Genomic DNA, 24,256 nt, shown 5'->3' on the forward strand with positions numbered 1-24,256 from the left:
GCGTGACGGCCAACGGTCGTCACTACGGTCGCCAGGCTTGCTGGTAGCGCCGAGCCGTGCTCGGCGAGCGCAGCGGCGAGGGAACAGCGTGACGACCAACGGTCGTCACCTACCAACCTGGGCGTGACGACCAACGGTCGTCACCTACCAGCCTGGGGGTGACGGCCAGCGGCCGTCACTACCGTCAGCCGGCCTGCTTCAACTTCGCCAGGCGCAGCCAGGTGTCGACCACGGTATCGGGGTTGAGCGATACCGATTCGATGCCTTCCTGCATCAGCCACTCGGCCAGGTCCGGGTGGTCCGACGGACCCTGCCCGCAGATGCCGACATACTTGCCCTTGGCGCGTGCAGCCTTGATCGCCATCGACAGCAGCTTCTTCACCGCCGGGTTCCGCTCGTCGAACAGGTGCGCGACGATCGACGAATCGCGATCCAGGCCCAGGGTCAGCTGGGTCAGGTCGTTGGAGCCGATCGAGAAGCCATCGAAGATATCAAGGAACTCATCGGCGAGCAGTGCGTTGGACGGCACCTCGCACATCATGATGATCTTCAGGCCGTTCTCGCCCTGCTTCAGGCCATTCTGTTCCAGCACCTCGACGACCTTGCGGCCTTCTTCCAGCGTGCGGACGAACGGAATCATGACCCACAGGTTGTCCAGGCCCATCTCGTTGCGCACGCGCAGCACGGCCTTGCATTCCAGCGCGAAGGCAGCGGAGAAACTCGGGTCGACATAACGGCTGGCGCCGCGGAAGCCGATCATCGGGTTTTCTTCGTGCGGCTCGTAGTTGGTGCCGCCGATCAGGTTGGCGTACTCGTTGGACTTGAAGTCCGACAGGCGCACGATCACCGGGTTCGGGGCCACCGACGCGGTCAGCGTGGCGATGCCTTCGGCCAGGCGATCCACGTAGAAGCTCACCGGATCCTTGTAGCCGGCGATCTTCTCGTCGATCTTCTTCCTGGTCGCCGCGTCCTGGCGGTCATATTCCAGCAGCGCATTCGGGTGGATGCCGATGTGGCTGGCGATGATCATTTCCAGGCGCGCCAGGCCGATGCCGGCGTTCGGCAGCTGGCCGAAGTCGAAGGCACGTTCCGGGTTGGCCACGTTCATCATGATCTTCAGCGGCGCCGGCGGCATGTTGCCGAGATCGGTGGTGGTGCGTTCGAAGTCGAGGATGCCTTCGTAGATGAAGCCGGTGTCACCTTCGGCGCAGCTGACGGTGACCTGCTGGCCGTCCTTGATCAGCTGGGTAGCGTTGCCCGAGCCGACCACGGCCGGCACGCCCAGCTCGCGCGCGATGATCGCGGCGTGGCAGGTGCGGCCACCGCGGTTGGTGACGATGGCCGAGGCACGCTTCATCACCGGCTCCCAATCGGGGTCGGTCATGTCGGCGATCAGCACGTCGCCGGGCTGCACGCGGGCCATGTCGTCCAGCGTCTTGACCACGCGGGCGGTACCGGCGCCGATCTTCGCACCCACGGCGCGGCCTTCGGCCAGTACCTTGCCGTCCTTCTGGCTCAGCGCGAAGCGCTCGATCTGGGTGGCGTGGCTGCGCGATTTCACCGTTTCCGGGCGGGCCTGCACGATGAACAGCTTGCCGCTGACGCCGTCCTTGGCCCACTCGATATCCATCGGGCGGCCGTAGTGCTTTTCGATGACCAGCGCCTGCTTGGACAGTTCCTGCACGTCTTCATCGCTGATCGAGAAGGTGCTGCGCAGGTCGCCCGGCGTGTCTTCGATGCGCACGCGCTCGCCGGGCACATCCGAATACACCATGCGAATGGCCTTGCTGCCCAGCGAACGGCGCAGGATCGCCGGCTTGCCGGCATTCAAGGTGGGCTTGTAGACGTAGAACTCGTCCGGGTTGACCGCGCCCTGCACGACCATCTCGCCGAGGCCGAACGAGGAGGTCACGAAGACCACGTCGCGGAAGCCGGATTCGGTGTCCAGGGTGAACAGCACACCGGAAGAACCGACGCCCGAACGCACCATCAGCTGCACGCCGGCGGACAGGAACACGTCCTCGTGCTTGAAGCCGTGGTGGACGCGATAGGCGATGGCGCGATCGTTGTACAGCGAGGCGAACACTTCCTTGACCTTGAGCACGACATCGTCGGCGCCGGTCACGTTGAGGAAGGTTTCCTGCTGGCCGGCGAAGGACGCATCGGGGAGGTCTTCGGCGGTGGCCGAGGAACGCACCGCCACGGCGATGTCACCGCCGCCGTTTTCGGCGCTCAGCTGCGCATAGGCCGTGCGGATGTCCTGGTCCAGCTGCGGCTGCAGCGGCGCGTCGATGACCCAGCCGCGGATCTCCTTGCCGGCAACGGTCAGCGCGGCGACGTCTTCGACATCCAGCGTGGCCAGTTTGTCGAAGATGCGCTTGGACAGGTCGTTATGGGCAATGAAGTCCTTGAAGGCTTCAGAGGTCGTGGCATAGCCTCCGGGCACGGACACCCCGAGACCGGCGAGGTTGCCGATCATTTCGCCAAGCGACGAATTTTTTCCACCTACGCGGGCCAGGTCGGCCAAGCGCAGTTCGTGCAACCACAGGATATTCTCGTTCAAGCGCGATGCTCCGTTTGGCCATCGCCCGAGGCGGGCTGGGAATGGCCGCGTCCGTAGGAAGAAGCCGCTATGATGCCGGTCGGACTGCCGTCGGCACAAGCTTGTGACAGCAGGTGTTTTAAGTTTCGGACTGGGAAAATGCGCATATGACGACCATCCGGCCGGTGTTCTATGTATCCGATGGAACCGGTATCACCGCTGAAACCATTGGGCATAGCCTGCTCACCCAGTTCTCCGGATTCAGCTTCATCACGGACCGGATGTCGTTCATCGACGACCCCGAAAAAGCCGCCGAGGCCTGTGCCCGGATCCAGGCGGCAGGGGAGCGCTACCAGGTCCGGCCGATCGTGGTGAATTCCTGCGTGGACCAGAGCCTGAGCGTGATCCTGGCCAGCAGCGGGGCGCTGATGCTGGACGTTTTCGCCCCTTTCATCGAGACGCTGGAGACCGAACTGTCCTCACCGCGCCTGTCGCGGGTGGGCCAGGCGCACGGCATGGTGGACTTCGAAACCTACCACCGCCGGATCAACGCGATGAACTTCGCGCTGAGCCACGATGACGGAATTGCTGTCAATTACGACGACGCCGACGTGATCCTGGTGGCCGTCTCGCGGGCCGGCAAGACGCCGACCTGCATCTACCTGGCCCTGCATTACGGGGTCAGCGCGGCCAATTACCCGCTGACCGACGAAGACCTGGAAACCGAGCAGTTGCCGCCGCGCCTGCGCAATTACCGCCGCAAGCTGTTCGGGCTGACCATCGATCCGGAGCGCCTGCAGCAGATCCGCCAGGAACGCCGGCCGAATTCGCGCTATGCCGCCGCCGAAACCTGCCGCCGCGAAGTGGCCATCGCCGAGCGCATGTTCCAGCTGGAACGGGTGCCGACGCTGAGCACCACGCATACGTCGATCGAGGAGATTTCCAGCAAGGTCCTGGCGACGCTGGGGCTGCGGCGGGAGTTGTATTGAGCGGGAAGGGGTGACGGCCAGCGGCCGTCACTACCGGTCGGCGGCCATCAGTCCCGGGTGAACCCTGATCGTGCGCCGAACATGGCAGCGGCACAAGCTGCCGCGGCGCGCCGGCTTTGTGTAGGATCAAGCCATGGCCCAAGCCCGTCCCCTCGCCGAACGCATTCCCCGTCTCAGCCGGCTCAGCTGGCTGATGGGCCTTTACGCAGAGAACCACCGGCACCTGGTGCGCCTGTTCGCGCCCGGCGACCTGGAGGTCGGCAGCTATGTTTCCTCGGTCGGTGATGGGCTGGATGTCCGCCTGGACGTGATCGCCCGCCACGCCTACACGGTGGAGCTGCGGCTGACCTACGACCTGTGCGACCCGGTCACCGGGCAGCCGGATCCATCGGCGTATATCCGGCTGTACCGCGACGCCCGCCAGGCTGAAACCACGCATTGCTACGTGGGCCGCCGCTGGCAGGACGTGGTGGGCATGTACCCGCCGCCGGCCGAGCTGATCAGCCACCGCATGCGGATGAATACCTTCCTGGGCAAGTGGCTGGATTACCTGGCCGAACGCGGCCATGGCGTGGCCACGCTGGTCCGGGACTACGACACGCAACCGGCTGCAAGCGCTGAAAAGCGCCTGTCGGTCGTGCCCTGATCGGACATAATCAGCGGCTCACCCGTTGCTGGACCCCCGCATGCCGTACACCCCCATCGTTGCCACACTGGGCTACGTGCTGTCGCCTGACCGTCGCCAGGTGCTGATGATCCACCGCAACACGCGGCCGGGTGACCATCACCTGGGCAAGTACAACGGACTGGGCGGCAAGGTGGAGCCGGACGAGGACGTCGCCACCGGCATGCGCCGGGAGATCCAGGAAGAGGCCGGGATCGACTGCACGTCGATGCAGCTGCGCGGCACGATCAGCTGGCCGGGCTTCGGCAAGCACGGCGAGGATTGGTTCGGTTTCGTGTTCGTGATCGATGCCTACGAGGGCACGCCGCACGGCGGCAACCACGAAGGCACGCTGGAGTGGGTCGACGTGGACAAGCTGGACACCCTGCCCATGTGGGAAGGCGATCGCCATTTCCTGCCGCTGGTGTTCGACACCGATCCGCGCGCCTTCCATGGCGTCATGCCGTACCGCGATGGGCGGATGCAGTCCTGGAACTACAGCCGGATCTAGGGGGCTCAGGCAGCAACGCCGAGCAGGGCTCGGCGCTACCGAGCCCCGCGCGCCGAAGGCGGGGGGACGCAAGGCATGCGCGGACAACCTGCGCCACTCGCCGGATCCCGAGGCCCCCGCTGCAATCCCGCCATGCCGCGGCCTATCAGAGGAAAAGCCCCATTGAAAGGGGGCGCGCCGAAGGCGGGGGGATGCAAGGCATGCGCGGACAACCTGCGCCACATCAGTGGCGCAGGTTGTCCACAGGGGGTGTGGATTGTTGGTGAGCAACTTTGTGGATAACCCCCGCACGCCCCCGCCGGGCAACGCTGTCAAGATGGGTGGCCAAAAATTCACCGCAGGTGATGATCGGTGACGGCGTGGTGAATGCGTCGGCCGTGGCACCCGCTGTTGCCTTCGCGCGCCCTCGCGTACCCTGTAGCCCACTGCTGCCCGTGAGCCTTCATGAAACGACACTTCTCGATGCTGCGCGAGTTCCAGCTGGCCGACTGGTTCACCCTGGCCAACGCCTTCTGCGGCACCGGCGCGGTGTTCGCGGCGATGCGCTTCCTGCAGGACGGGGCGCAGGGCTACCTGCTGTTCGGCATGGCGCTGATCCCGCTGGCTTTCATTTTCGATGCCCTGGACGGGCGCATCGCGCGTTGGCGCAAGTCCAGTTCCACCCTCGGCCGCGAGCTGGACTCGCTGTCCGATGTGATCTCCTTCGGCGTGGCGCCCGCCGCGCTGGCGTATGCCTGCGGCATGCAGGGCGGCTGGGACTGGCTGGTGCTGAGCTACTTCGTGTGCTGCGGGGTCAGCCGCCTGGCGCGCTACAACGTGACTGCCGAGGCGCTGTCCGATGGCGGTGACAAGGTGCCGTATTTCGAAGGGACGCCGATCCCGAGCAGCCTGCTGCTGGTGATCGTGCTGGCCATTGCCGCGGCGACCGGCGGTATCGGCGAGGCGCTGTGGCTGGGCCAGTGGCAGCTGGGTCCGTGGCAGCTGCACCCGCTGGTGCTGCTGTTCGCGCTGTCCGGGTCGCTGATGATCAGCAAGACCCTGCACATCCCCAAGCCATGACGCAGGCACCGGCATGAGCGGATCGAGCAACCAGCCCGGTGGCATGGATTTCGAGGCCCTTGCGCGCCAGTACTACGGCGCGTGGGGCGATTCGCTGCGCCAGGGCGGTGCCGCTGGCACCGATCCGGGTGAGTGGAAGCAGGTGCTGGACTGGTGGGCGCAGCTGCTGCCCGAGCGCGGGCCGGGGCCGGCGGACGATGCGCTGCATCGTTTCCGCGAACAGGCCGGCGGCTGGTACGGCACCATGCAGCAGGTGGCCTCGCAGTTTGCCGGCCGCGATGCCAGCAGCGCGGATGTGGCCCAGGCCTGGCGCGATGCGGTGATGGGGCAGGGCAAGGGCGAAGGCCTGCTGCACTGGATGCTGCAGGGCGCGCAGGGGAGTACCGGCGCCGGTGGTGGCATGGACGATGTGGTGGCCGTGCTGGAGCAGTGGCAGCAGCGCCTGGCGCCGTGGCTGCAGAGTCCGGCATTCGGCCCGGCGCGCGAACACCAGGCGCGCTGGCAGAAGCTGCTGCAGGCCCAGCAGGCGTTCCAGGGCCATTCCAAGGAGTACGTGGCGCAGATCCAGCAGGCGCTGGACGCGGCATTCGCGCTGTTCGAACAGCGGCTGGCCGAGCACGAGTCGCCGGGAAGCCAGCTGACCAGTGCGCGGGCGATGTTCGATCTGTGGATCGAGGTCGCTGAAGAGGCCTATGCGAAGGTGGCGTTGTCCGAGACGTTCCAGCAGGTGTTCGCCTCGTTGGGCAATGCGCAGATGCGCCTGCGTTCGGCCGTGCAGCATGAAGTGGAACAGCTGAGCGAACGAGTGGGCCTGCCGACGCGCACCGAAATGGATGCCGCGCACAAACGCATCGCCGAGCTGGAGCGCCAGCTGCGTCGCCTGCAGGCCAGCGTGGAGCAGCTGCTGCGTACCCCGGCGGCGGCAACCGACGACTGGGCCGAGGCGGTGCAACCGGCGGTGGCCAAGGTGGTGCCGCGGCCGCGCAAGCGTGCGGCGGCTGCACCGAAAGCGGCGCCCCCCACGGCCAAGCCGGCCAAAGCGACAAAGGCGGCCAAGCCGGCCAAGCCGCGCGTCCGGAAGCCACGCGCATGAAGGGCCCGCTGGGATTCAACGCCGACGACCTGATGCAGGAAACCCTGGCCATGCAGCGCAAGCTGATGGAGGGCCTGCAGCTGCTGCCATCGGTGGAGGACGTGGACTACGGCGTGACCGCGCGCGAAGCGGTCTGGAGCGACGGCAAGGTGGTGCTGTACCGGTTCGTGGGCGACCAGCCGCCGGTGCATGCCCGGCCACTGCTGATCGTCTACGCCCTGGTCAACCGGCCCTACATGGTGGACCTGCAGGCCGACCGTTCGCTGGTGCAGAAGCTGCTGGCACTGGGGCACGATGTCTACGTGCTGGACTGGGGCTACCCGGACCGCTCCGAGCGCTACCTCACCCTTGAAGATTACCTGCTGCGTTACGTCGACGGCGCGGTGGACGCCCTGCACGCGCGCAGCGGCGGGAAGGTGGACATGCTCGGTATCTGCCAGGGCGGGGTGTTCGCGCTGTGCTATGCCGCGCTGCGCCAGGCCAAGCTGGCCAACCTGGTCACCATGGTCACGCCGGTGGACTTCCATACCGCCGACAACATGCTGTCGCATTGGGCACGCCAGGTGGATGTCGACCTGCTGGTGGACACGCTGGGCAACATCCCGGCCGACCTGATGAACAGCAGTTACCTGATGCTCAAGCCGTTCCGGCTCAATGTGCAGAAGTACGTGGGCCTGCTCGACATCCTTGATGACAAGGCGGCGCTGGAGGACTTCCTGCGCATGGAGAAGTGGATTTTCGATTCGCCCGACCTCGCCGGCGAGGCCTTCCGCGAGTTCATCAAGCAGTTCTACCAGGGCAACGGGTTGATGCGTGAGGGCGTGCAGATAGGCGATGAGCGGGTGCAGCTGTCGCAGGTGACGTTGCCGGTGCTGAACCTGTACGCCGAGCAGGACCATCTGGTGCCACCGGATGCATCGCGCGCGCTGCGCGGACGGATCGGCAGCACCGATTACACCGAATCCAGCTTCCGTGGGGGGCATATCGGCATCTACGTGTCCGGTCGGGCCCAGCGTGAGGTGCCGGCCACCCTGCACGAGTGGCTGGTGGCGCGCAGCGGCTGATCGCGCTGACCTCTCGTAGACGGCGAGGTCGCTAGGGTAGTATCCAGACCATCGGAGCCCCTGCCATGAATGCCACCACGCCGCGTACTCTCTCGCGCTCGCTCACTGACCGCATGATCGCCGGGGTGATCGGCGGCATCGCGCACCGCTTCGGTTGGAGCCCGACCCTGCTGCGCATCCTGTTCGTGGTGGTGTCCATCGCTTCGGCCGCCTTCCCCGGCATCCTGGTCTACCTGATCCTGTGGCTGCTGATCCCCAACGAAGCCGACTGATCCCGGCGCCGCGCTGGCTGCGCCCATTGCAGTTGCTGGGCGCGGTGTGGACCTCGCCCAATACGCTGATCGGCCTGGCTGCGGGCGCGGTCGGACTGCTGGCCGGCGCACGCGCGCGCTGGAGCCGCCGCGACTGCGCGTTGGTGTTCCAGCACTGGCCGTGGGGACCGGGCGGGGCGATCACCCTGGGCAACGTCATCCTGCATACCGGCAGCGATCTCGAGGTCGCCTGCCATACCTATGCGCACCGGGCCGGGCATGGGGTCGAGCCGACGATCCGGCTGGACGACCATGAGCGCGCGCATGTCTACCAGTATCTGGTGCTGGGCCCGCTGTACCTGCCGGTCTACCTGCTGTGCGGCGGGGTGAGCGTGCGCAATCCGTTCGAACGTGCCGCCGATCACTATGCGCGCTTCGGCCATGGTTGGTGGCCCTGACGGCTGTGGCGCGGGGCCATGACGTCGATAGCGGGCGCGCCGCGCCAGATGTGATCGAGATGTTACCGGGGCGTTAAAAACGCGTAAGGATTTCGCGCGGATCTTCCGTCATTTCCGTGCAACCGGTCGTTATTACCCTTCGTGACATCTGAGTCAGCTTGCACGCGCTAAGCTGCACTCAGGCGGTCGTGAAGGCAGTACTGCAGCGGCCACCTGCACCAAAGCGCAGTACGTAACCTGGAGAACACATCACATGGCAATCGTTCTATATGTCGGTGGTAGCAAGGACGGCGACAAGGGCGTGATGCCCTATGGCTTCAGCAAATCCCGCGCCGAAACCGCGCTGGGGCCGGAGATCTATACCGAGCGGTTCATGGAACTGCAGGGCGTGGGAAAGGTCCGGTTGATGGCACTGGAAAGCCTGCGCGACGACATCGTCATGCAGCACGCCGCACGCCACTACCGCTGATCGCAGCAGCTGGCCTGGACACGCGATGAGGGCGTGTCCGCGCCGACATCCCAGCCGCACGCAAGGATGTCGGCGCAGGCCGGATTCCTGCCCCGCCACGCACGCCGCTGTCAACGCCTTCCCGTGCCAGCCGTGCGGGGCCAGAATGGGATCTTTCCGCATCAAGGCCACGGCCGGACGCAATGTCAGATACCCAGCTTGCCCAGCAGATCGCCCAGACCATCGCCGATGAAATCGGTGCCCAGGCTGCCCAGGCGCGTGCCGCCATCGCATTGCTCGACGAAGGCGCCAGCGTTCCGTTCATCGCGCGCTACCGCAAGGAAGTCACCGGTGGGCTGGACGACACCCAGCTGCGCAACCTCGAATCGCGCCTGACCTACCTGCGTGAACTGGAAGACCGTCGCGCTGCCGTGCTGTCCAGCATCGACGAGCAGGGCAAGCTGACCGACGAACTGCGCAGCGACATCCTGGCCGCCGATACCAAGAGCCGGCTTGAAGACCTGTACCTGCCGTACAAGACCAAGCGCCGCACGCGTGCGCAGATCGCCCGCGAGGCCGGCCTGGAGCCGCTCGCCGATGGCCTGCTGGAGGACCCGACGCGCGAACCGAAGGTGTTCGCCGAGACCTTCGTCGATGCCGCAAAGGGCGTGGCCGATGCCAAGGCCGCGCTGGAAGGTGCGCGCGCGATCCTGATGGAGCGCTGGGGCGAAGATGCCGCGCTGGTCGGCGAGCTGCGCGGCTGGCTGTCCGACAACGGTGTGATCCGTGCGCGCGTGGCCGAAGGCAAGGAAAACGAGGGCGCCAAGTACCGCGATTATTTCGAGCACGCCGAGGCCCTGGCGAAGATCCCGTCACACCGGCTGCTGGCGCTGTTCCGCGCGCGCCGCGAGGAGATCCTGCACCTGGAACTGGATCCGGGCACCGATGCCGAGGCCGGCCACCAGTACGGCGAAGGCCGCGTCGCGTTCAAGGCCGGGATCCGCGACGCGGGCCGTGCCGCCGACCGCTGGCTGCTCGATGCCTGCCGCCTGACCTGGCGCGCCAAGCTGCACATGCACCTGCTGCTGGACCTGTTCAACCAGGCCCGCGAGAAGGCCGAGGCCGAGGCGATCACCGTGTTCGGTGACAATCTGAAGGATCTGCTGCTGGCTGCACCGGCCGGGCCGAAGACCGTGCTCGGGCTGGATCCGGGTATCCGCACCGGCTGCAAGGTGGCCGTGGTGGATGCCACCGGCAAACTGGTGGCCACCGACACCATCTACCCGCACGAGCCGCGCCGGCAGTGGGAGCAGTCGCTGCAGTCGCTCAGGCAGCTGTGCATCAAGCACAACGTGGAGCTGATCGCGATCGGCAACGGCACCGCCAGCCGCGAGACCGACAAACTGGCCGGTGAGGTGATCGCTGCCGTCGGCAGCACCACGCTGCAGAAGATCGTGGTCAGCGAGGCCGGTGCGTCGGTGTATTCGGCATCGGAATTTGCGGCCAGGGAGTTCCCGGACCTGGACGTGTCGATCCGTGGCGCGGTGTCCATCGCGCGCCGCCTGCAGGATCCGCTGGCCGAGCTGGTGAAGATCGAGCCGAAGGCGATCGGCGTCGGCCAGTACCAGCACGACGTGGACCAGTACCGCCTGGCACGGGCGCTGGAAGCGCGCGTGGAAGACTGCGTCAATGCGGTCGGCGTGCACGTCAACACCGCCTCTGCCGCGCTGCTCGCGCGCGTTTCCGGGTTGTCCTCCACGGTCGCCGAGAACATCGTGCGGCACCGCGACGACAACGGCCCGTTCAAGCGCCGCAAGGACCTGCTGAAGGTTCCGCGATTGGGCGAGAAGACCTTTGAACAATGCGCCGGCTTCCTGCGCATCGCCGACGGCGACCAGCCACTGGACGCGTCCTCGGTGCATCCGGAGGCCTACCCGGTGGTGGAACGCATCGTGGCCGCGACCGCGCGCCCGATCAAGGCGCTGATCGGCGATGGCAGCTTCCTGCGCGGACTGAAGCCGGAACAGTTCACCGACGAAACCTTCGGCGTGCCGACCGTGCGCGACATCCTGAAAGAGCTGGAAAAGCCCGGTCGCGATCCGCGTCCGGAGTTCAAGGCCGCCCGCTTCGCCGAGGGCGTGGAGGACATCAAGGACCTGCGCGAAGGGATGATCCTGGAAGGCGTGGTGAGCAACGTGGCGGCGTTTGGCGCGTTCGTCGACATCGGCGTCCACCAGGACGGACTGGTGCACATCTCGGCGTTGTCGGACACCTTCGTCAAGGATCCGCGCGACGTGGTCAAGGCCGGCGACATCGTCAAGGTGAAGGTGCTGGAAGTGGACGTGGCGCGCAAGCGCATCGCCCTGACCCGGCGCCTGGACGATACGCCCGGTCAGTCGACCAGCCGACCCGGCGCCCGCGATGAGCGCCCGAACGCTGGCAATCCAGCGCGCCGCGATGGGGCCGGTGGCCGCGGTCCCGGCCAGCCGCGCGGCCATGGCGGCGGGGGGCGTGCGGGCAGCACGGCGGCCCCGGCGAACAATGCGCTCGCTGACGCCTTCGCCCGGGCCAAGCGCAGCTGAGTACGACGGCCCGGCCGACCGGTCCGCGCTGACCGGTCGCCGCTGCTTCGGCATTCTGTGACGGGGGGGCTTACGTAGCGCCCCGCGATTGCGCACACTGCACGATGAGGGGGCCGATAAGGCCCGGGCCAGATGCCGGGAGGGCCATGGAGGTCAGTTCTGCAGGCGTATCGACCAGGTCCCCGTGCGCGAGCACGCGACAGGCCTGTGCGCGGCTGCGTGCGGTGCGCCGATGAACGGTCTCTCCGACGGTCCGGCCAAGGGCCTGCAGGCGCAGCTGGAACAGGCGCTGGAGCAGGTCCGGCGGCTGCGCATGATCATCGACGGCAGCGCCGCCGGCACCTGGGAATGGAATCCGACCAGCCACCACATGCAGGTCAACGCGCGCTGGGCCGAGATCGTTGGCTACACGCTGGAGGAGCTGCAGCCGATTTCCTCGGACACCTTCGAACGCCTGGTCCATCCGGACGACCTGCAGCGTTCGGATGCCCAGCTGCAGGCGCATTTCGCCGGCGAGACGCCGTTCTACGAGTGCCTGGTACGGATGCGCCACCGCGATGGCCATTGGGTGTGGGTGCAGGACCGTGGGCGGGTGTGCGAGTGGGATGCGCACGGGGCGCCGGTGTGGATGGCCGGCGCGCATGCCGACGTGACCGATCTGCAGCGGGCGCGCCAGGAAGTAGCCGGTGCGCGGCAGCGGCTGCAGTCGATCGTCGATTCGTCCGACGAAGTAGCGGTGATCGTCACCGATGAGCACGGCACCATCACCCTGTTCAATTCCGGGGCCGAACGCCTGCTCGGCTACCGCGCCGACGAAGTGGTGGGCGTGGCCAGCCCGGTGCTGTTCCACCATGGGCAGGAAGTGGAGGCGTTCCTGCGGACCCTGCCCGCCGACGAGGTGGCCGGCAGGGACCTGTTCGGCGTGCTCAGCGGGCGTGCGCGCGAGCACACCTATTCCCGGCAGTGGACGTTCCTGCGCAAGGATGGCCAGCACCGCCAGGTGCGGCTGTCGATCAGCGCGCTGGCCGATGCCCAGGGCGAGGTCACCGGCTTCGTGGGCATGGCCACGGACGTCACCGAAGTGCTGCAGGCGCGAGCCGAAGCGCGCCTGGCCGAAGAAAAATTCGCCGGCGCCTTCACCAGTGCCGCGTTGGGCATGGCGCTGGTGTCGCTGGAAGGGCGCTGGCTGGACGTCAATGACGCGCTGTGCCGGATCATGGGCTATTCCCGCAACGAACTGCTGCAGGTCGATTTCCAGCGCCTGACCCACCCCGATGACCTGGATGCCGACCTGGCCATGGTGCAGGGCCTGCTGCGCGGCGAGCGGGCGCACTATCACCTGGAAAAGCGCTACATCGGCCGCGAGGGCAACGTCATCTGGACGCGGCTGTCGGTGTCGCTGGTGCGCAGCGAGCAGGGCGATCCACTGCACTTCGTATCGCAGATCCAGGATGTCACCGCCCAGCACGCCAGCGAACAACGCGTGCTGCAGGCCGAACAGCGCAGCCGGATCACCCTGGATGCAGTGACCGACCTGGTGCTGAGCGTGGACCTGGACGGCCGCATCGAGCATGCCAATGCGGCCGCGGTGCGAGCGCTGGGTGGCCCGGATGGCGCCCCGCTGCACGGCCACCACGTGGGCGAGATGCTGCAGCTGACCACCGAATACGCGCCGCTTTCGCCATTGGACCTCTCCGTGCTGCTGGACCCGGACAGCAACGCGGTGGACCTGCATTCGGACCTGCTGCTGGTGCAGGGGGGCGAGAACATGCCGGTGGATGTGTCGCAGGCCTGGTTGCACGACGACGCCGGCGCGCTGCGTGGCGCGGTCTGGGTGATACGCGATGTGACCCAGCTGCGCGCGCGGCAACGCGAGGCGCGGCAGCTGGCCGAGATGGATCCGCTGACCGACCTGGTCAACCGGCGCGGTTTCGAAGCGCACCTGCAACAGGCCATCGCCCACGTGGACCGCACCGGGCAGGCTGCCTCGCTGATGTTCATCGACCTGGACCAGTTCAAACCGGTCAACGACACCTGGGGGCACCTGGCCGGGGATGCCGTGCTGTGGGCGGTGGCCAACGTGCTGCGCCATGGCGTGCGCGATTCGGACGTGGTGGCGCGGCTCGGTGGCGATGAATTCGCGGTGATCCTGGCGGGATGTTCGCTGCGCCGCGCACGCCGCATCGCCGGTGAGCTGCTGCACACCATCGGCGGGCTCTCCATTCCATGGGAGCAGCATCGGATCAAGGTCGGGGTAAGCATCGGCATCGCCTCGATCAACACCGGGATGAGTGTCGACGAAGCGGTAGCTGCGGCCGATGTGCAGTGCTACCGGGCCAAGGCGGCCGGGCGCAACAACGTGCAGTCCGAACCATTGGGGCTGGAATCCCCGCCGGAATTTGATTGATCGGTGGGTGAAGGTCTCAGCCGGTGAGAGCGGGGCAGGGGACACTGCCCGCACCTTCAGACACACCGGGGAATGGCATGGCAGGTTGGGATCGGGACGTGCTTCGCGCGTATGGGCCGGCGGCAGCAGCGTGGGTGGCCGCAGTGCTGGGTTGGCTGCTGCTGGAACAGGTGCAGGGTGCGCCGCTGCAGGTGGAACTGGCCAGCGTGCTGCGCTGGATGGTGGTGGCCCTATTGGGTGCCACGCTGGGCCATGGAGGCTGGGTGAGCTGGCGGTTGTGGCGGAGCGCGTGACGACGGGGAGCGTGACGACCAACGGTCGTCAGCCACCGGGCATGACGGCCAGCGGCCGTCACTACGAGGCATGACGGGCGGTGGCCGTCGCTACCAATGAAAAAGCCAGGCACGTGGCCTGGCTTTTTTTCGTGCTGGTGCCAGGTCTCGGCCGGGATCTGGCCTTCGGCGCCCGCTCGGTGCTGCAGGGTGCCGGCAGTCTCCTCGGCAGCCTGGGTGGTGACGCGGTCAACGGGGCGATCATCAACCCTATCGCACGCACGCTCGGCGCGCCCGAAAGCCGCTCCTACCGCGACGAGGCCGCCGCCCTGGCCGACACACTGGGCCTGCCGCAGGCACAGACCTCAGGCGACCGTGTGCTGGGAGACATCGGCGAAACGCTGACCGGCACCGGCCTGACGCTGGTTGCTGGTGGCCTGTTGGGTGCTGGCCGGGCCGCTGCTCCGACCCTCGCGCGCGCGGCGCCGGCACCGCAGACCATTCCGACTCTGGGCTCACGGGCAGCCGAGCTCTTGGGTGCGCAGCCCGCACTGCAGGTGGCCAGTACGATCGGTGGTTTGGCAGCGGCCGGCGCTGCCAGGGAATCCAGCAGCGGCACCGGTGCACAGATCGCCGCAGGCGTCCTTGGCGGTCTCGCGCCCTCGGCATTTACTTCCGGCGTGCCAATGGCAGTCCGTGGCGCGTTCCGCGGTGGCGATGGTAACCGGCAGGCGCTGGACACTGCGATCGAGGATTTCGCAGTGCTCGGCACCGCGCCGTCGGTAGGGCAGATCACGGGTAGCTGGTCCAAGCAGGGTGCCGAATCGCTGCTCGCCTCCGGGCCGACGAGCGCGGGCGTCATGGCCCGGTTCGCAGACAGGCAGGCCGATGCCAGCGGCGCCGCCTTCATGGACGTGTGGGGCTATAGGCTCGGCCGGTGATGGCGGACTACTCAGAAACAAGGCGTTTGACGAGGTGCCGAACTACCTGGTATGCGTTTTCGCCTTTCGCCCGGTACAGTTCCGGCCGGGGGTGGGTGCAGTCCGAAAGCCGACTTTGCCAGTTTGGAGAAGAAACTATCTCCCAGTACTGCGAAACGAGAGGGACATTCTGCTCCGCTGCCAGCTCGTCCAGATGCATGACGTAGTAGGCAAGGATCGGTTCTCGAGCCGGGTGGCAAGAAGGGTTGGGCTCATACAAAACCACCTCCTTTCCATATTTGCGCGCAATAGAAATGAGCTCCGCCATCGCTGCTTTATAGCCCTGTGGCGAGACAGAGGGCTTGCCGGCCACCGGCTGACTGAAGAAGAATGCATCATTGAGGGCGAAGTTCAGGCTGACGATCTGCGCTGTCGAGTTGCGCATGACAGTCTCCCAGGACTGGTGCACACCATCCGTGCCCGCCAGGGCATCAGAGGATTGAATACCTCCCACGCCCTCGTTCTTTACTACCACTCTTGCGCCAAACTCGTTGGACAGCAGCTGCTGCAGCGTATTTGGTTGATTGATAGCGGCGACTATCGTCTCGGTGGGCATCTTGGTGTATCCCACCGTCGTAGAATCGCCATACTCCTCGATTAGAATCTGGCTTGTACTCCCATCAACCGGGATTGCCGCTGCTGCCTGCGAAGAGAAAGCAAGCAGGAAGGCAATTGCGATGCCTCTCGATGAGGTGACGTTGCTTCGAGTAGTTGAGATCATTAGATGATTCTAGCGCCAGCAACTGGATGCAGGCGAGATGGCCCCAGCAAAGGGAGACCGCTACAGTCGTCTCATGACCGAGCTGCCCCAAGGATTCGAGATACCGCCGTACATCGACGGGCCCGTGCTGTACTTGGGCGAGAGGCTGATCGCGATGGCTTCGGACACCGGACTACCTGCGCGGGTGGGCTGTGACGTGTGAGGGGCGGATCAGGGATTTGTACACCTGATCCCGCCGATTTGAGGACTTCCCGTCCTCATTACGCCAAAGGGTTGCGGAACCCTTGCTGCGTCTACGTCCTTGGTGCCGGTGAAAGGACTCGAACCTTCATGGGGTCACCCCCGGCTGATTTTGAGTCAGCTGCGTATACCATTCCGCCACACCGGCAGCGTGGCCGCGTAGTGTAAACAAAAGCACGCGCCACGGGTAGGCCTCAGGCTGCTTCGCTCCACGCGTAGTGGATGTCTTCGCGGTCGTCGAGGATCCGGTACTGCGCGGCCAGGTCGTTGGGGTCCGGGTTCAGCCACGCATCCAGGTTCGCTTCGCGGATCGGCACGATGCCGCGGTCGTGGCCGGTGGCGGCGACATCGCGCGGCGGCTCGTCGGTGACCGCCGCAAACGACAGCAGGCGCCCTTCGGGTCCTTCCCATTCGGCCCACAGGCAGGCGATCAGCAGGTCGCGGCGTGGCTGCGGCTGGAACTCCAGCACCACGTCGCTTTCGTCATCGGCGGCCTGCAGCGGCAGGCCCTTGCGCGGAACGTGCTCGTAGAACGACTGCACCACCACCACCCCGTGGCGATGACCGAACGCGCCGCGCCAGTAGCCTTCCAGGCTGTCGCGGCGCGCGTTGTAGGTGCCCGGATACAGCACGTCGTTGCGCGCGGGTTTGTCCGGCAGCCGGCACTGGTAGCGCATCGGCTTGATCACCCGCTGGCCCTGTTCCGCCACGATCACCGGCGCATAGGTGCCGGGGAAGATGCGGTTGTCGCGCGGCAGCTGCTGGCTGCGCTGCAGGTCGTCCAGGCGCGACTGCGCGCGTTCGATGCGGTTGCCGGCGATGCGCAGCTCATTGCGCGCCTTCTGCGTGGGCTTGCTGGCCACGGCAGCCTGGGCGACGGCGCGCCGCTCATGCTGGCGACGCAGTTCGCCTTCCAGTTCGCGCTGTTCCTGCGCATGCCACTGCTGGATCATCGCCACGATATCGCGGCCGGCGTCGGTGCGTGCGCCACGGAATCCATCGTCCATCGCCTTCGGGGTCTTCGGCCGCTTCTTGGCCGGATCGAAGGTGTACAGGCGGGAAAATTCGTCCAGCGACATCGTCGCGCCGTAATGGCGGACCAGCTTGGCGTAGTCGGCGCGGATCTGGGCGGAATAGCACATGCGGGCAGCTTAACGCAGGAAAAGAAAAACCCGGCCGAAGCCGGGTTTTTGCAGAATTGGCGTCCCCACGGGGATTCGAACCCCGGTCGCCACCGTGAAAGGGTGATGTCCTAGGCCTCTAGACGATGGGGACGCACGAAAACTTGAGTTGTACTGCTATCCAGACGGCCTAATGCCTGGAGTGGTGGAGCCAAGCGGGATCGAACCGCTGACCTCCTGCATGCCATGCAGGCGCTCTCCCAGCTGAGCTATGGCCCCATTGAAACCCGGTTGCCTGATGGGTCAGGCTTCCGTTTTGAAACTGGCGTCCCCACGGGGATTCGAACCCCGGTCGCCACCGTGAAAGGGTGATGTCCTAGGCCTCTAGACGATGGGGACGCACGAAAAACTTCAAGTTGTAGAACCTTCGACGGCCTAATGTCGAAAGTGGTGGAGCCAAGCGGGATCGAACCGCTGACCTCCTGCATGCCATGCAGGCGCTCTCCCAGCTGAGCTATGGCCCCGTGTAACCGAGCCGCCTATCATACCGGCTTATTCACGTTTGTGGAAGCTTTTTTGAAGCTTCCCGGCAATTGAAGGATACACCCACCGAAGTGAAGACCCGACAAGCGCCACGCCCGTGAAGGCCGAAGGCGATGAACAAAAAAGACCCGGTTTTGGTCCGGGTCCCGGTTGTTCAGATGAGTGGCGTCCCCACGGGGATTCGAACCCCGGTCGCCACCGTGAAAGGGTGATGTCCTAGGCCTCTAGACGATGGGGACGCATTGCTCATCAATTTATTCGCGACCTTTCGACGGCCTAATGCCGAAAGTTTGGTGGAGCCAAGCGGGATCGAACCGCTGACCTCCTGCATGCCATGCAGGCGCTCTCCCAGCTGAGCTATGGCCCCACGTCGCTGAGGTGCGAAATCATAGCGATGGGTACTGGGGTTGGCAAGCATTTATTGCAGTTTTCTGCATGCTGATTCAGACGTCCGGCAGACGCTGCGAACGCAGCCGAAGTGCATTGCTGATCACCGAGACCGAACTCAGGCTCATCGCCACCGCCGCGAGCATCGGCGACAGGCTGATTCCCCACGGCATCAGCACCCCGGCAGCGACCGGAATGCCCAGCCCGTTGTAAGCGAATGCGAAGCCGAGGTTCTGCTTCATGTTGCGTACCGTGGCACGCGACAACTGGCGTGCGCGCAGGATGCCGCGCAGGTCACCCTTGACCAGCGTTACCTGCGCGCTGGACATCGCCACGTCGGTGCCGTGCCCCATGGCGATGCCGATATCGGCGGTCGCCAGTGCCGGCGCATCGTTGATGCCGTCGCCGGCCATTGCGACGCGGCGACCCTGCTGCTGCAGCCGGCTGACCAGGGTGGACTTGGCTTCCGGGCGCATGTCGGCGTGGACCTCGTCCACGCCGAGCCGCGTGGCGACCGCCCGCGCGGTCCGTTCCGCGTCGCCGCTGGCCATGACGATGCGAAGGCCATCGGCGCGCAGTGCACGGATGGCCTCGGCGCTGGTCGGCTTGATCGGATCGACCACCGACAGCGCCGCCGCAAGCGTGCCATCGAGTGCCAGCAGGATCACGCTCGCACCATCGGCACGCAGCGCATCGGCGCGCTGCAGCACTCCGGCAGGCAGCATGACGTTGTTCTCTTCCATCAGCGCACGGTTGCCGATCAGGAGGGTGCGCTCGCCGACGCGACCGCGTGCCCCGCGTCCGGTCATCGAATCGAAATCCTCGACCGGCAGCAGGGCCAGGCCGCGCGCGCGGGCTTCGGCCACGATCGCCATCGCCAGCGGGTGTTCGCTGCCCTGGTCGACACTGGCGGCCAGCTGCAGCAGCTGCGTGGCATCCAGAGACTCGTCAGCGGCAGCCAGCTGCCCGAACACCGGCCGGCCTTCGGTCAGCGTGCCGGTCTTGTCCAGCACCAGCGTGTCGATGCCGCGCAGCGTCTCGATGGCCTGCGCATCGCGGAACAGCACGCCGTGCTGGGCGGCCCGTCCGGTCGCGACCATGATCGACATCGGCGTGGCCAGCCCCAGCGCGCAGGGGCAGGCAATGATCAGCACGGCCACCGCGTTGAGTACGCCATGCGTCCACGACGGCGCAGGGCCGAACAGGCCCCAGCCCAGCAGGGTCAGCACGGCGACGCCGAGCACCGCCAGCACGAACCAGTACGCGGCCCGGTCGGCCATTCTCTGCATCGGCGCACGCGAGCGCTGGGCCTGCGCGACCAGCTGCACGATCTGCGCCAGCACGCCGTCTTCGCCCACGCGCCCTGCCACGATCACCAGGCTGCCCGAGCCGTTCATCGTGGCACCGATCACCGCATCGCCGGGCGTCTTGGCCACCGGCAGCGGTTCGCCGGTCAGCATCGATTCGTCCAGGTGTGACCTGCCTTCCAGCACCGTCCCGTCCACCGGTACTTTTTCCCCGGGCCGCACCCGCAGGTGGTCGCCGCTGGCAATCCGCTGCAGCATGACGTCGTGTTCACTGCCGTCGGCATCGATGCGCCGTGCGGTCTTCGGCGCCAGGCCGAGCAGTGCCTTGAGCGCGCCCGAGGTGCGTGCCCGCGCATGCAGTTCCATCAACTGGCCGAGCAGGGTGAGCGAAATGATCATCGCCGCCGCTTCGAAATACACGCCGACCTGGCCGTGTTGGTGGAACGAGGCGGGGAACAGGCCGGGGGCAACGGTGGCGACCAGGCTGTAGCCGTAAGCGGCAATCACCCCGGTACCGATCAGTGTCCACATGTTCGGGCTGCGGTTGCGGATCGACTGCGCCCAGCGCTGCAGGAACGGCCAGCCCGCCCACAGCACCACCGGACTGGCCAGCAGCGCTTCGATGCCCACCCGCAGGGCCGGGGCCAGGCCGTGCAGCAGCGGGGTCATCGCCAGCATCGCCAGCGCCATGGTGGCCAGGCTGAGGGGCAGCGACCACCAGAAGCGCCGGCGGAAGTCGGTCAGCTCCGGGTTCTCGCCGTCATCCAGCGTCGGCATCATCGGTTCCAGCGCCATGCCGCAGATCGGGCAGGTGCCCGGGCCGTCCTGCACGATTTCAGGATCCATCGGGCAGGTGTACTGCGCTCCCTCCACGGCCGTTGCCGGTGCCGCCTGCGGCTGCAGGAAACGTTGCGGGTCAGCCAGGAAACGTTGCCGGCAACGGGCGGCGCAGAAATACCAGTCCTGCCCGTGGTGATGCGCGTGGTGGGGCGTGCTGGCCGGGTCGACGGACATGCCGCAGACCGGGTCGCGCGCGGTTGCTGCGGGGAGGGGCGCGGAGGCGGCTGCTCCACTGCAGCACGAACGGGGGGCGCCTGCACTCATTCCAGGTCCTCCTGCAGGGCGGCCATGATCGGACAGCCGACCATCGCGCCATGTCCGGGACAGGCGTCGACCAGGTGCGCCAGTGCATGCCGCATGCGCTCCAGTTCGCGCATGCGCAGGTCGATGTCGGCCAGGCGGGCAGCGGCGGTCTGGCGCACGCTGGCCATGTCACCGCCGCGTTCAGCCGACAGCATCAGCAGGTCGCCGACTTCTTCCAGGCGAAAGCCCAGCGCCTTGGCGCGACGGATGAAGCGAAGCCGCTGCACCGCGTCATCGTCGAATATCCGATAGCCGGCCGCCGATCGTCGGGCGGTCGGTAACAGCTGTTGTCGCTCGTAATAGCGGACGGTATCGATAGGGACACCGGCAAGGCGTGCGAGTTCACCAATATTCATAAAGCCCTCCGAATGTGACCATCATCAACCCTTGAGTGAGGTCTAGAGTCAATACCCGCTGAAATGCAAGGCTTCTGACGCAGTTTGCAGCTTTCTTCATAGCCTCGGCCTGTACGCGATTCCTAACCTGCATCCACCGAAGAGCCTCGCCGTCAATGGCGGCGGCTCTGTTCGCGGGAGGCAAGAGGAGGAGCTGATGGACGCAAACAAGAACGAGCTGACTGAAATCGCAGTAGTGGAATATCCGGGCGCAGACCCGTCGGCTGCATCGATGCTGGCGGAGATGGCGCATGTCGGGAACCGGCTGGCGCAGCAACAGGGCCGGCATACAGCACGTATCCTGGTGTCGCGCTGGATCATGGCCAGCGATGGCGGTGGACCACAGCGGGTGGCCGGCGCGGAGATGCTGGATGCGACCGTGCCTGCGATCATTGCCCTGCCCGGGCAGGTCAGCCAGAACGGGCAGATCCGTGATGAATCGGTCCTGCTGGATTGGTTGAGCGCCCACTACGATGGCGGGAGCCTGATGGCGGCGGTAAATGACGGAATCGGCGTGTTGTCACGTGCCGGGCTGCTCGCTGGCCGGACCGTTGCCAGCGTGGATGCCACCCGTTTCCCCGGGCTGTCGTCGCAGGGCGGCAGCTGGGTTCCCAGTGAGCGGCTGCTGGTGGACGATGGTGACCTGCTGACCGTCACCGGTTCCCAGGCCTGGCGATTCCTCGCCCTGCGGCTGCTTTACCGGGTGCACGGCCAGGGCGTGATGGCCGCGGTGGCACACCAGCAGGGCATCGTCGTGCCTGCCGGTATCCAGCAGGACCTGGAGCGTTTCAGTGCCAACTTCGCCCATGGTGATCGCGACGTGCTCAAGGCGCAGCGTTGGCTGCATACCACGGCTGCACGCGGTGCCACGCTGGGCGCGATCTGCCAGGCCTCGGGGCTGGAGCCGCGTACGCTGCAGCGTCGCTTCCTGAAGGCCACCGGGCTGCGTCCGATCGAGTACTGCCAGCGGCTGCGTATCGCCAAGGCGCAGCTGCTGCTGCAACTGGGCGGGGCGATCGATGAAGTGGCATGGGGCGTCGGGTATGCGGACCAGAGCGCATTCCGCCGCCTGTTCCTGCGCATCGTCGGCATGACCCCGGCAACGTACCGGCGCATGGTGGCAGGCAAGCAGCGCGCCGCGCAGGCGGGATCGTCGCCAATGGGCAGCCCGGTCCGTCCAATCGACAGGCACGCAGCCTGAATGGACACCTGTCCTGTGACTTGCCGCCGACGCGAGGGTAAACGACCCTCGCTCTGGTTGAACGTGCAGGGCAGAACCCGTTGATGACGCACCTGTGATGATGAGCCTGGGACCAGTGCCGCTGCCGGTGGCACTGGCTGTTTCATTCCTGCTGCTGGCGCTGCTGGTGGCACGCCTGTGGCCACGTCCCCCCGGCATCTCGTGGCGGCCTGCCAGTGCCTTGCTGGTGGACATGTTCCTGCTGGGCCTGCTGGCTGCACGCGCGGTCTTCGTGCTGCGCGCCGCGCCGCTGTACCTGGACGATCCCTGGTCGATCCTGCGGATCGGTGATGGCGGTTTCGATCCCATCGGATTCTTCGTCTTTGCCGCGGGCTGGGGCGCCTGGAAGCTGCGCCGGCATCCTCCGCTGCGCCCGGCCGTGCTTGCCGCGACGCTGCTCGCCGCGGGTGGCTGGTGGGGCGCGAGCGCCGGGCTGCAGCACTGGCAGGCCGCGCAGGTCCGCCTGCCGGAGCTGGTACTGCAGGACCTGGCGGGCCAGCCGGTCGGGCTGGCGGCCGGGCAGGGCCGCCCCGTGGTGGTGAACCTGTGGGCCAGCTGGTGCGGTCCGTGCATCCGCGAAATGCCGGTGTTGGCGGCGGCGCAGCGGGCGCACCCGCAGGTGCGCTTCCTGTTCGTGAACCAGGGCGAGGATGTGGCGACGGTGCAGGGATTCCTGCACGCGCATGCACCCGGTCTGCAGGGCGTGCTGCTGGACGAACCCGCCCTGACAGGCCAGGCGATGGGCGTGCAGGCGTATCCCAGTACGCTGTTCTTCGACCGCGAAGGACAGCTTCGCGAATTGCACCTGGGCGAACTGACCGCTGCAGGCCTCGAGCACAAACTGCGCCGGCTGCGGTAGCCTGCGCGAGCATTCAATCAGGAGTTGTCATGCTTTCCACGAATCTGCGCGTCGCACCCGCGGCGCTGGTGTTGCCGATCCTGCTGGCGCTGTCCGGCTGTGGCGAGGCGCAGACGCCGAAAAACGCCGCGCAGCCAACGCCTCCCGCGGCAGGTGCCAGCGGTGACGCATCCGCGGTCCCGGCTCCGATCAAGGGCCTGCAGAAACTCGGTTTCGAAGTGGTTTCGGAATTCGAGGCGCCCGGTGGCCTGCGCGGGTTTGCCGGCGTGGTCGGCGGGCAGCAGCCGGCCGCGGCGTATCTCACTCCCGATGGCAAGCATGTGGTGGTGGGAAGCCTGTTCGATGCGCAGGGCAATGACGTCGCGCGCGACCTGCTGACCGAAAAGGTGGCCGGGCCGATGACCGAGAAGATCTGGTCACAGCTTGAATCCAGCGCCTGGGTTGCCGACGGCAAGGCAGGTGCGCCGCGCGTGGTGTACACCTTCAGCGATGCCAACTGCCCGTACTGCCACAGGTTCTGGGAGGCGGCGCGGCCGTGGGTGGATGCCGGCAAGGTGCAGCTGCGCCACATCATGGTGGGCGTGATCCGCGAAGACAGTCCGGGCAAGGCGGCGGCGATCCTGTCGGCGGCCGATCCGAGCGCTGCGCTGCTGGAGAACGAGCATGCTTTTGATCGTGGTGGCATCAAGCCGGTGGCGATCAGTGCCGATGCGTCGCGCAAGCTGGATGCGAACCAGGCGTTGATGGTGGAAATGGGCTTCCAGGGCACGCCGGGGATCCTGTTCAAGGATGCCGACGGGCACGTGCAGCGCCGCTCGGGCATGCCGCAGGGCAACGACCTGGAGTTGATGTTCGGCCCGCTTTGATGGGGTGGTGGCTTGCCGGGGCTGCGCCCCGGCACCTGCTTTTTTCGAACCGGGGCAAGGGCAACTGCAACGGCAACGGCTTCAGGGCTGCTTGATGGTGGGGCGGGGTGGGTT

At 66.5% G+C, this 24,256-nt stretch carries 21 protein-coding genes and 7 tRNA genes; 16 read left to right on the forward strand and 12 right to left on the reverse strand.

The window, feature by feature from the left end; all coding sequences use genetic code 11:
* Window positions 1-184 precede the first annotated feature (184 nt).
* A complete protein-coding gene (ppsA, locus tag ABB28_RS10615) occupies window positions 185-2,563 on the reverse strand; it encodes a phosphoenolpyruvate synthase (RefSeq protein ID WP_057508606.1) in 2,379 nt (792 codons plus the stop codon).
* A 146-nt stretch (window positions 2,564-2,709) separates the two neighbouring features.
* Here ppsA and ppsR point away from each other — a divergent pair, with 146 nt between their 5' ends.
* From ppsR to ABB28_RS10675, 13 genes are all read left to right on the forward strand, one after another.
* Entirely contained in the window at window positions 2,710-3,531 is an 822-nt protein-coding gene (gene ppsR, locus ABB28_RS10620) for a posphoenolpyruvate synthetase regulatory kinase/phosphorylase PpsR (RefSeq protein WP_057508607.1), read from the forward strand.
* 133 nt (window positions 3,532-3,664) lie between these two features.
* Window positions 3,665-4,177: a DUF1249 domain-containing protein gene (locus ABB28_RS10625; RefSeq protein WP_057508608.1), complete on the forward strand. Its 513-nt coding sequence runs from the start codon at window positions 3,665-3,667 to the stop codon at window positions 4,175-4,177.
* 40 nt (window positions 4,178-4,217) lie between these two features.
* On the forward strand, window positions 4,218-4,706 hold the full coding sequence (locus ABB28_RS10630) for an NUDIX hydrolase (RefSeq protein WP_057508609.1): 489 nt from the start codon (window positions 4,218-4,220) through the stop codon (window positions 4,704-4,706).
* Between the two features lie 444 nt (window positions 4,707-5,150).
* Window positions 5,151-5,765: a CDP-alcohol phosphatidyltransferase family protein gene (locus tag ABB28_RS10635; RefSeq protein ID WP_057508610.1), complete on the forward strand. Its 615-nt coding sequence runs from the start codon at window positions 5,151-5,153 to the stop codon at window positions 5,763-5,765.
* A 13-nt stretch (window positions 5,766-5,778) separates the two neighbouring features.
* The gene (gene phaE / locus ABB28_RS10640) at window positions 5,779-6,858 is read left to right on the forward strand and encodes a class III poly(R)-hydroxyalkanoic acid synthase subunit PhaE (RefSeq protein WP_057508611.1); all 1,080 of its coding nucleotides are present in this window, start codon (window positions 5,779-5,781) and stop codon (window positions 6,856-6,858) included.
* Entirely contained in the window at window positions 6,855-7,922 is a 1,068-nt protein-coding gene (gene phaC, locus ABB28_RS10645) for a class III poly(R)-hydroxyalkanoic acid synthase subunit PhaC (protein WP_057508612.1), read from the forward strand. The genes phaE and phaC overlap by 4 nt, the downstream gene beginning before the upstream one ends.
* 65 nt (window positions 7,923-7,987) lie before the next feature.
* Window positions 7,988-8,194 carry a PspC domain-containing protein gene (locus tag ABB28_RS10650; RefSeq protein WP_057508613.1) on the forward strand — a complete coding sequence of 69 codons (207 nt, stop codon included), beginning with the start codon at window positions 7,988-7,990 and terminating at the stop codon, window positions 8,192-8,194.
* Window positions 8,191-8,631 carry a hypothetical protein gene (locus tag ABB28_RS10655; protein WP_083492000.1) on the forward strand — a complete coding sequence of 147 codons (441 nt, stop codon included), beginning with the start codon at window positions 8,191-8,193 and terminating at the stop codon, window positions 8,629-8,631. Before ABB28_RS10650 ends, ABB28_RS10655 begins: the two co-directional genes overlap by 4 nt.
* 253 nt (window positions 8,632-8,884) lie before the next feature.
* Window positions 8,885-9,100 (forward strand): hypothetical protein, encoded by a 216-nt coding sequence (locus tag ABB28_RS10660; protein ID WP_057508615.1) that lies wholly within the window; start codon window positions 8,885-8,887, stop codon window positions 9,098-9,100.
* A gap of 182 nt (window positions 9,101-9,282) precedes the next feature.
* Window positions 9,283-11,661, forward strand: a complete 2,379-nt coding sequence (locus ABB28_RS10665) for a Tex family protein (RefSeq protein ID WP_057508616.1) — start codon at window positions 9,283-9,285, stop codon at window positions 11,659-11,661.
* 232 nt (window positions 11,662-11,893) lie between these two features.
* On the forward strand, window positions 11,894-14,068 hold the full coding sequence (locus ABB28_RS10670; protein ID WP_057508617.1) for a PAS domain S-box protein: 2,175 nt from the start codon (window positions 11,894-11,896) through the stop codon (window positions 14,066-14,068).
* A 98-nt stretch (window positions 14,069-14,166) separates the two neighbouring features.
* The gene (locus ABB28_RS18020; protein ID WP_148049488.1) at window positions 14,167-14,361 is read left to right on the forward strand and encodes a hypothetical protein; all 195 of its coding nucleotides are present in this window, start codon (window positions 14,167-14,169) and stop codon (window positions 14,359-14,361) included.
* An 80-nt stretch (window positions 14,362-14,441) separates the two neighbouring features.
* Complete coding sequence (locus ABB28_RS10675; RefSeq protein ID WP_152983453.1) at window positions 14,442-15,281, forward strand: hypothetical protein; 840 nt, start codon at window positions 14,442-14,444, stop codon at window positions 15,279-15,281.
* 7 nt (window positions 15,282-15,288) lie between these two features.
* On the opposite strand, the gene ABB28_RS10680 is transcribed toward ABB28_RS10675, so the two are convergent.
* The 11 genes from ABB28_RS10680 to ABB28_RS10730 form a co-directional block, all read right to left on the reverse strand.
* Window positions 15,289-16,041, reverse strand: a complete 753-nt coding sequence (locus ABB28_RS10680; RefSeq protein WP_057508619.1) for an SGNH/GDSL hydrolase family protein — start codon at window positions 16,039-16,041, stop codon at window positions 15,289-15,291.
* A 302-nt stretch (window positions 16,042-16,343) separates the two neighbouring features.
* Window positions 16,344-16,429, reverse strand: a tRNA-Leu gene (locus ABB28_RS10685).
* Between the two features lie 46 nt (window positions 16,430-16,475).
* Window positions 16,476-17,423, reverse strand: coding sequence for an SOS response-associated peptidase family protein (locus ABB28_RS10690; protein ID WP_057508620.1), 948 nt, complete (start codon window positions 17,421-17,423; stop codon window positions 16,476-16,478).
* Between the two features lie 57 nt (window positions 17,424-17,480).
* A tRNA-Glu gene (locus ABB28_RS10695) sits at window positions 17,481-17,556 on the reverse strand.
* Between the two features lie 49 nt (window positions 17,557-17,605).
* A tRNA-Ala gene (locus ABB28_RS10700) sits at window positions 17,606-17,681 on the reverse strand.
* A gap of 44 nt (window positions 17,682-17,725) precedes the next feature.
* Window positions 17,726-17,801 (reverse strand) — tRNA-Glu (locus tag ABB28_RS10705).
* Window positions 17,802-17,850: 49 nt separating this feature from the next.
* Window positions 17,851-17,926 (reverse strand) — tRNA-Ala (locus tag ABB28_RS10710).
* A gap of 182 nt (window positions 17,927-18,108) precedes the next feature.
* Window positions 18,109-18,184 (reverse strand) — tRNA-Glu (locus ABB28_RS10715).
* A gap of 52 nt (window positions 18,185-18,236) precedes the next feature.
* Window positions 18,237-18,312 (reverse strand) — tRNA-Ala (locus ABB28_RS10720).
* A gap of 76 nt (window positions 18,313-18,388) precedes the next feature.
* Window positions 18,389-20,743 carry a heavy metal translocating P-type ATPase gene (locus ABB28_RS10725; protein ID WP_057508621.1) on the reverse strand — a complete coding sequence of 785 codons (2,355 nt, stop codon included), beginning with the start codon at window positions 20,741-20,743 and terminating at the stop codon, window positions 18,389-18,391.
* Window positions 20,740-21,138 carry a MerR family transcriptional regulator gene (locus tag ABB28_RS10730; RefSeq protein ID WP_057508622.1) on the reverse strand — a complete coding sequence of 133 codons (399 nt, stop codon included), beginning with the start codon at window positions 21,136-21,138 and terminating at the stop codon, window positions 20,740-20,742. Before ABB28_RS10730 ends, ABB28_RS10725 begins: the two co-directional genes overlap by 4 nt.
* A 196-nt stretch (window positions 21,139-21,334) precedes the next feature.
* Here ABB28_RS10730 and ABB28_RS10735 point away from each other — a divergent pair, with 196 nt between their 5' ends.
* From ABB28_RS10735 to dsbG, 3 genes are all read left to right on the forward strand, one after another.
* Window positions 21,335-22,378 carry a GlxA family transcriptional regulator gene (locus ABB28_RS10735; RefSeq protein ID WP_057508623.1) on the forward strand — a complete coding sequence of 348 codons (1,044 nt, stop codon included), beginning with the start codon at window positions 21,335-21,337 and terminating at the stop codon, window positions 22,376-22,378.
* Between the two features lie 100 nt (window positions 22,379-22,478).
* Window positions 22,479-23,276, forward strand: coding sequence for a redoxin family protein (locus tag ABB28_RS10740; RefSeq protein ID WP_338063037.1), 798 nt, complete (start codon window positions 22,479-22,481; stop codon window positions 23,274-23,276).
* A 29-nt stretch (window positions 23,277-23,305) separates the two neighbouring features.
* Window positions 23,306-24,142: a thiol:disulfide interchange protein DsbG gene (gene dsbG / locus ABB28_RS10745; protein ID WP_057508625.1), complete on the forward strand. Its 837-nt coding sequence runs from the start codon at window positions 23,306-23,308 to the stop codon at window positions 24,140-24,142.
* The last annotated feature ends 114 nt before the right edge of the window (window positions 24,143-24,256 follow it).

Origin of the sequence: Stenotrophomonas chelatiphaga, assembly GCF_001431535.1 — a bacterium.
GTDB lineage: Bacteria > Pseudomonadota > Gammaproteobacteria > Xanthomonadales > Xanthomonadaceae > Stenotrophomonas > Stenotrophomonas chelatiphaga.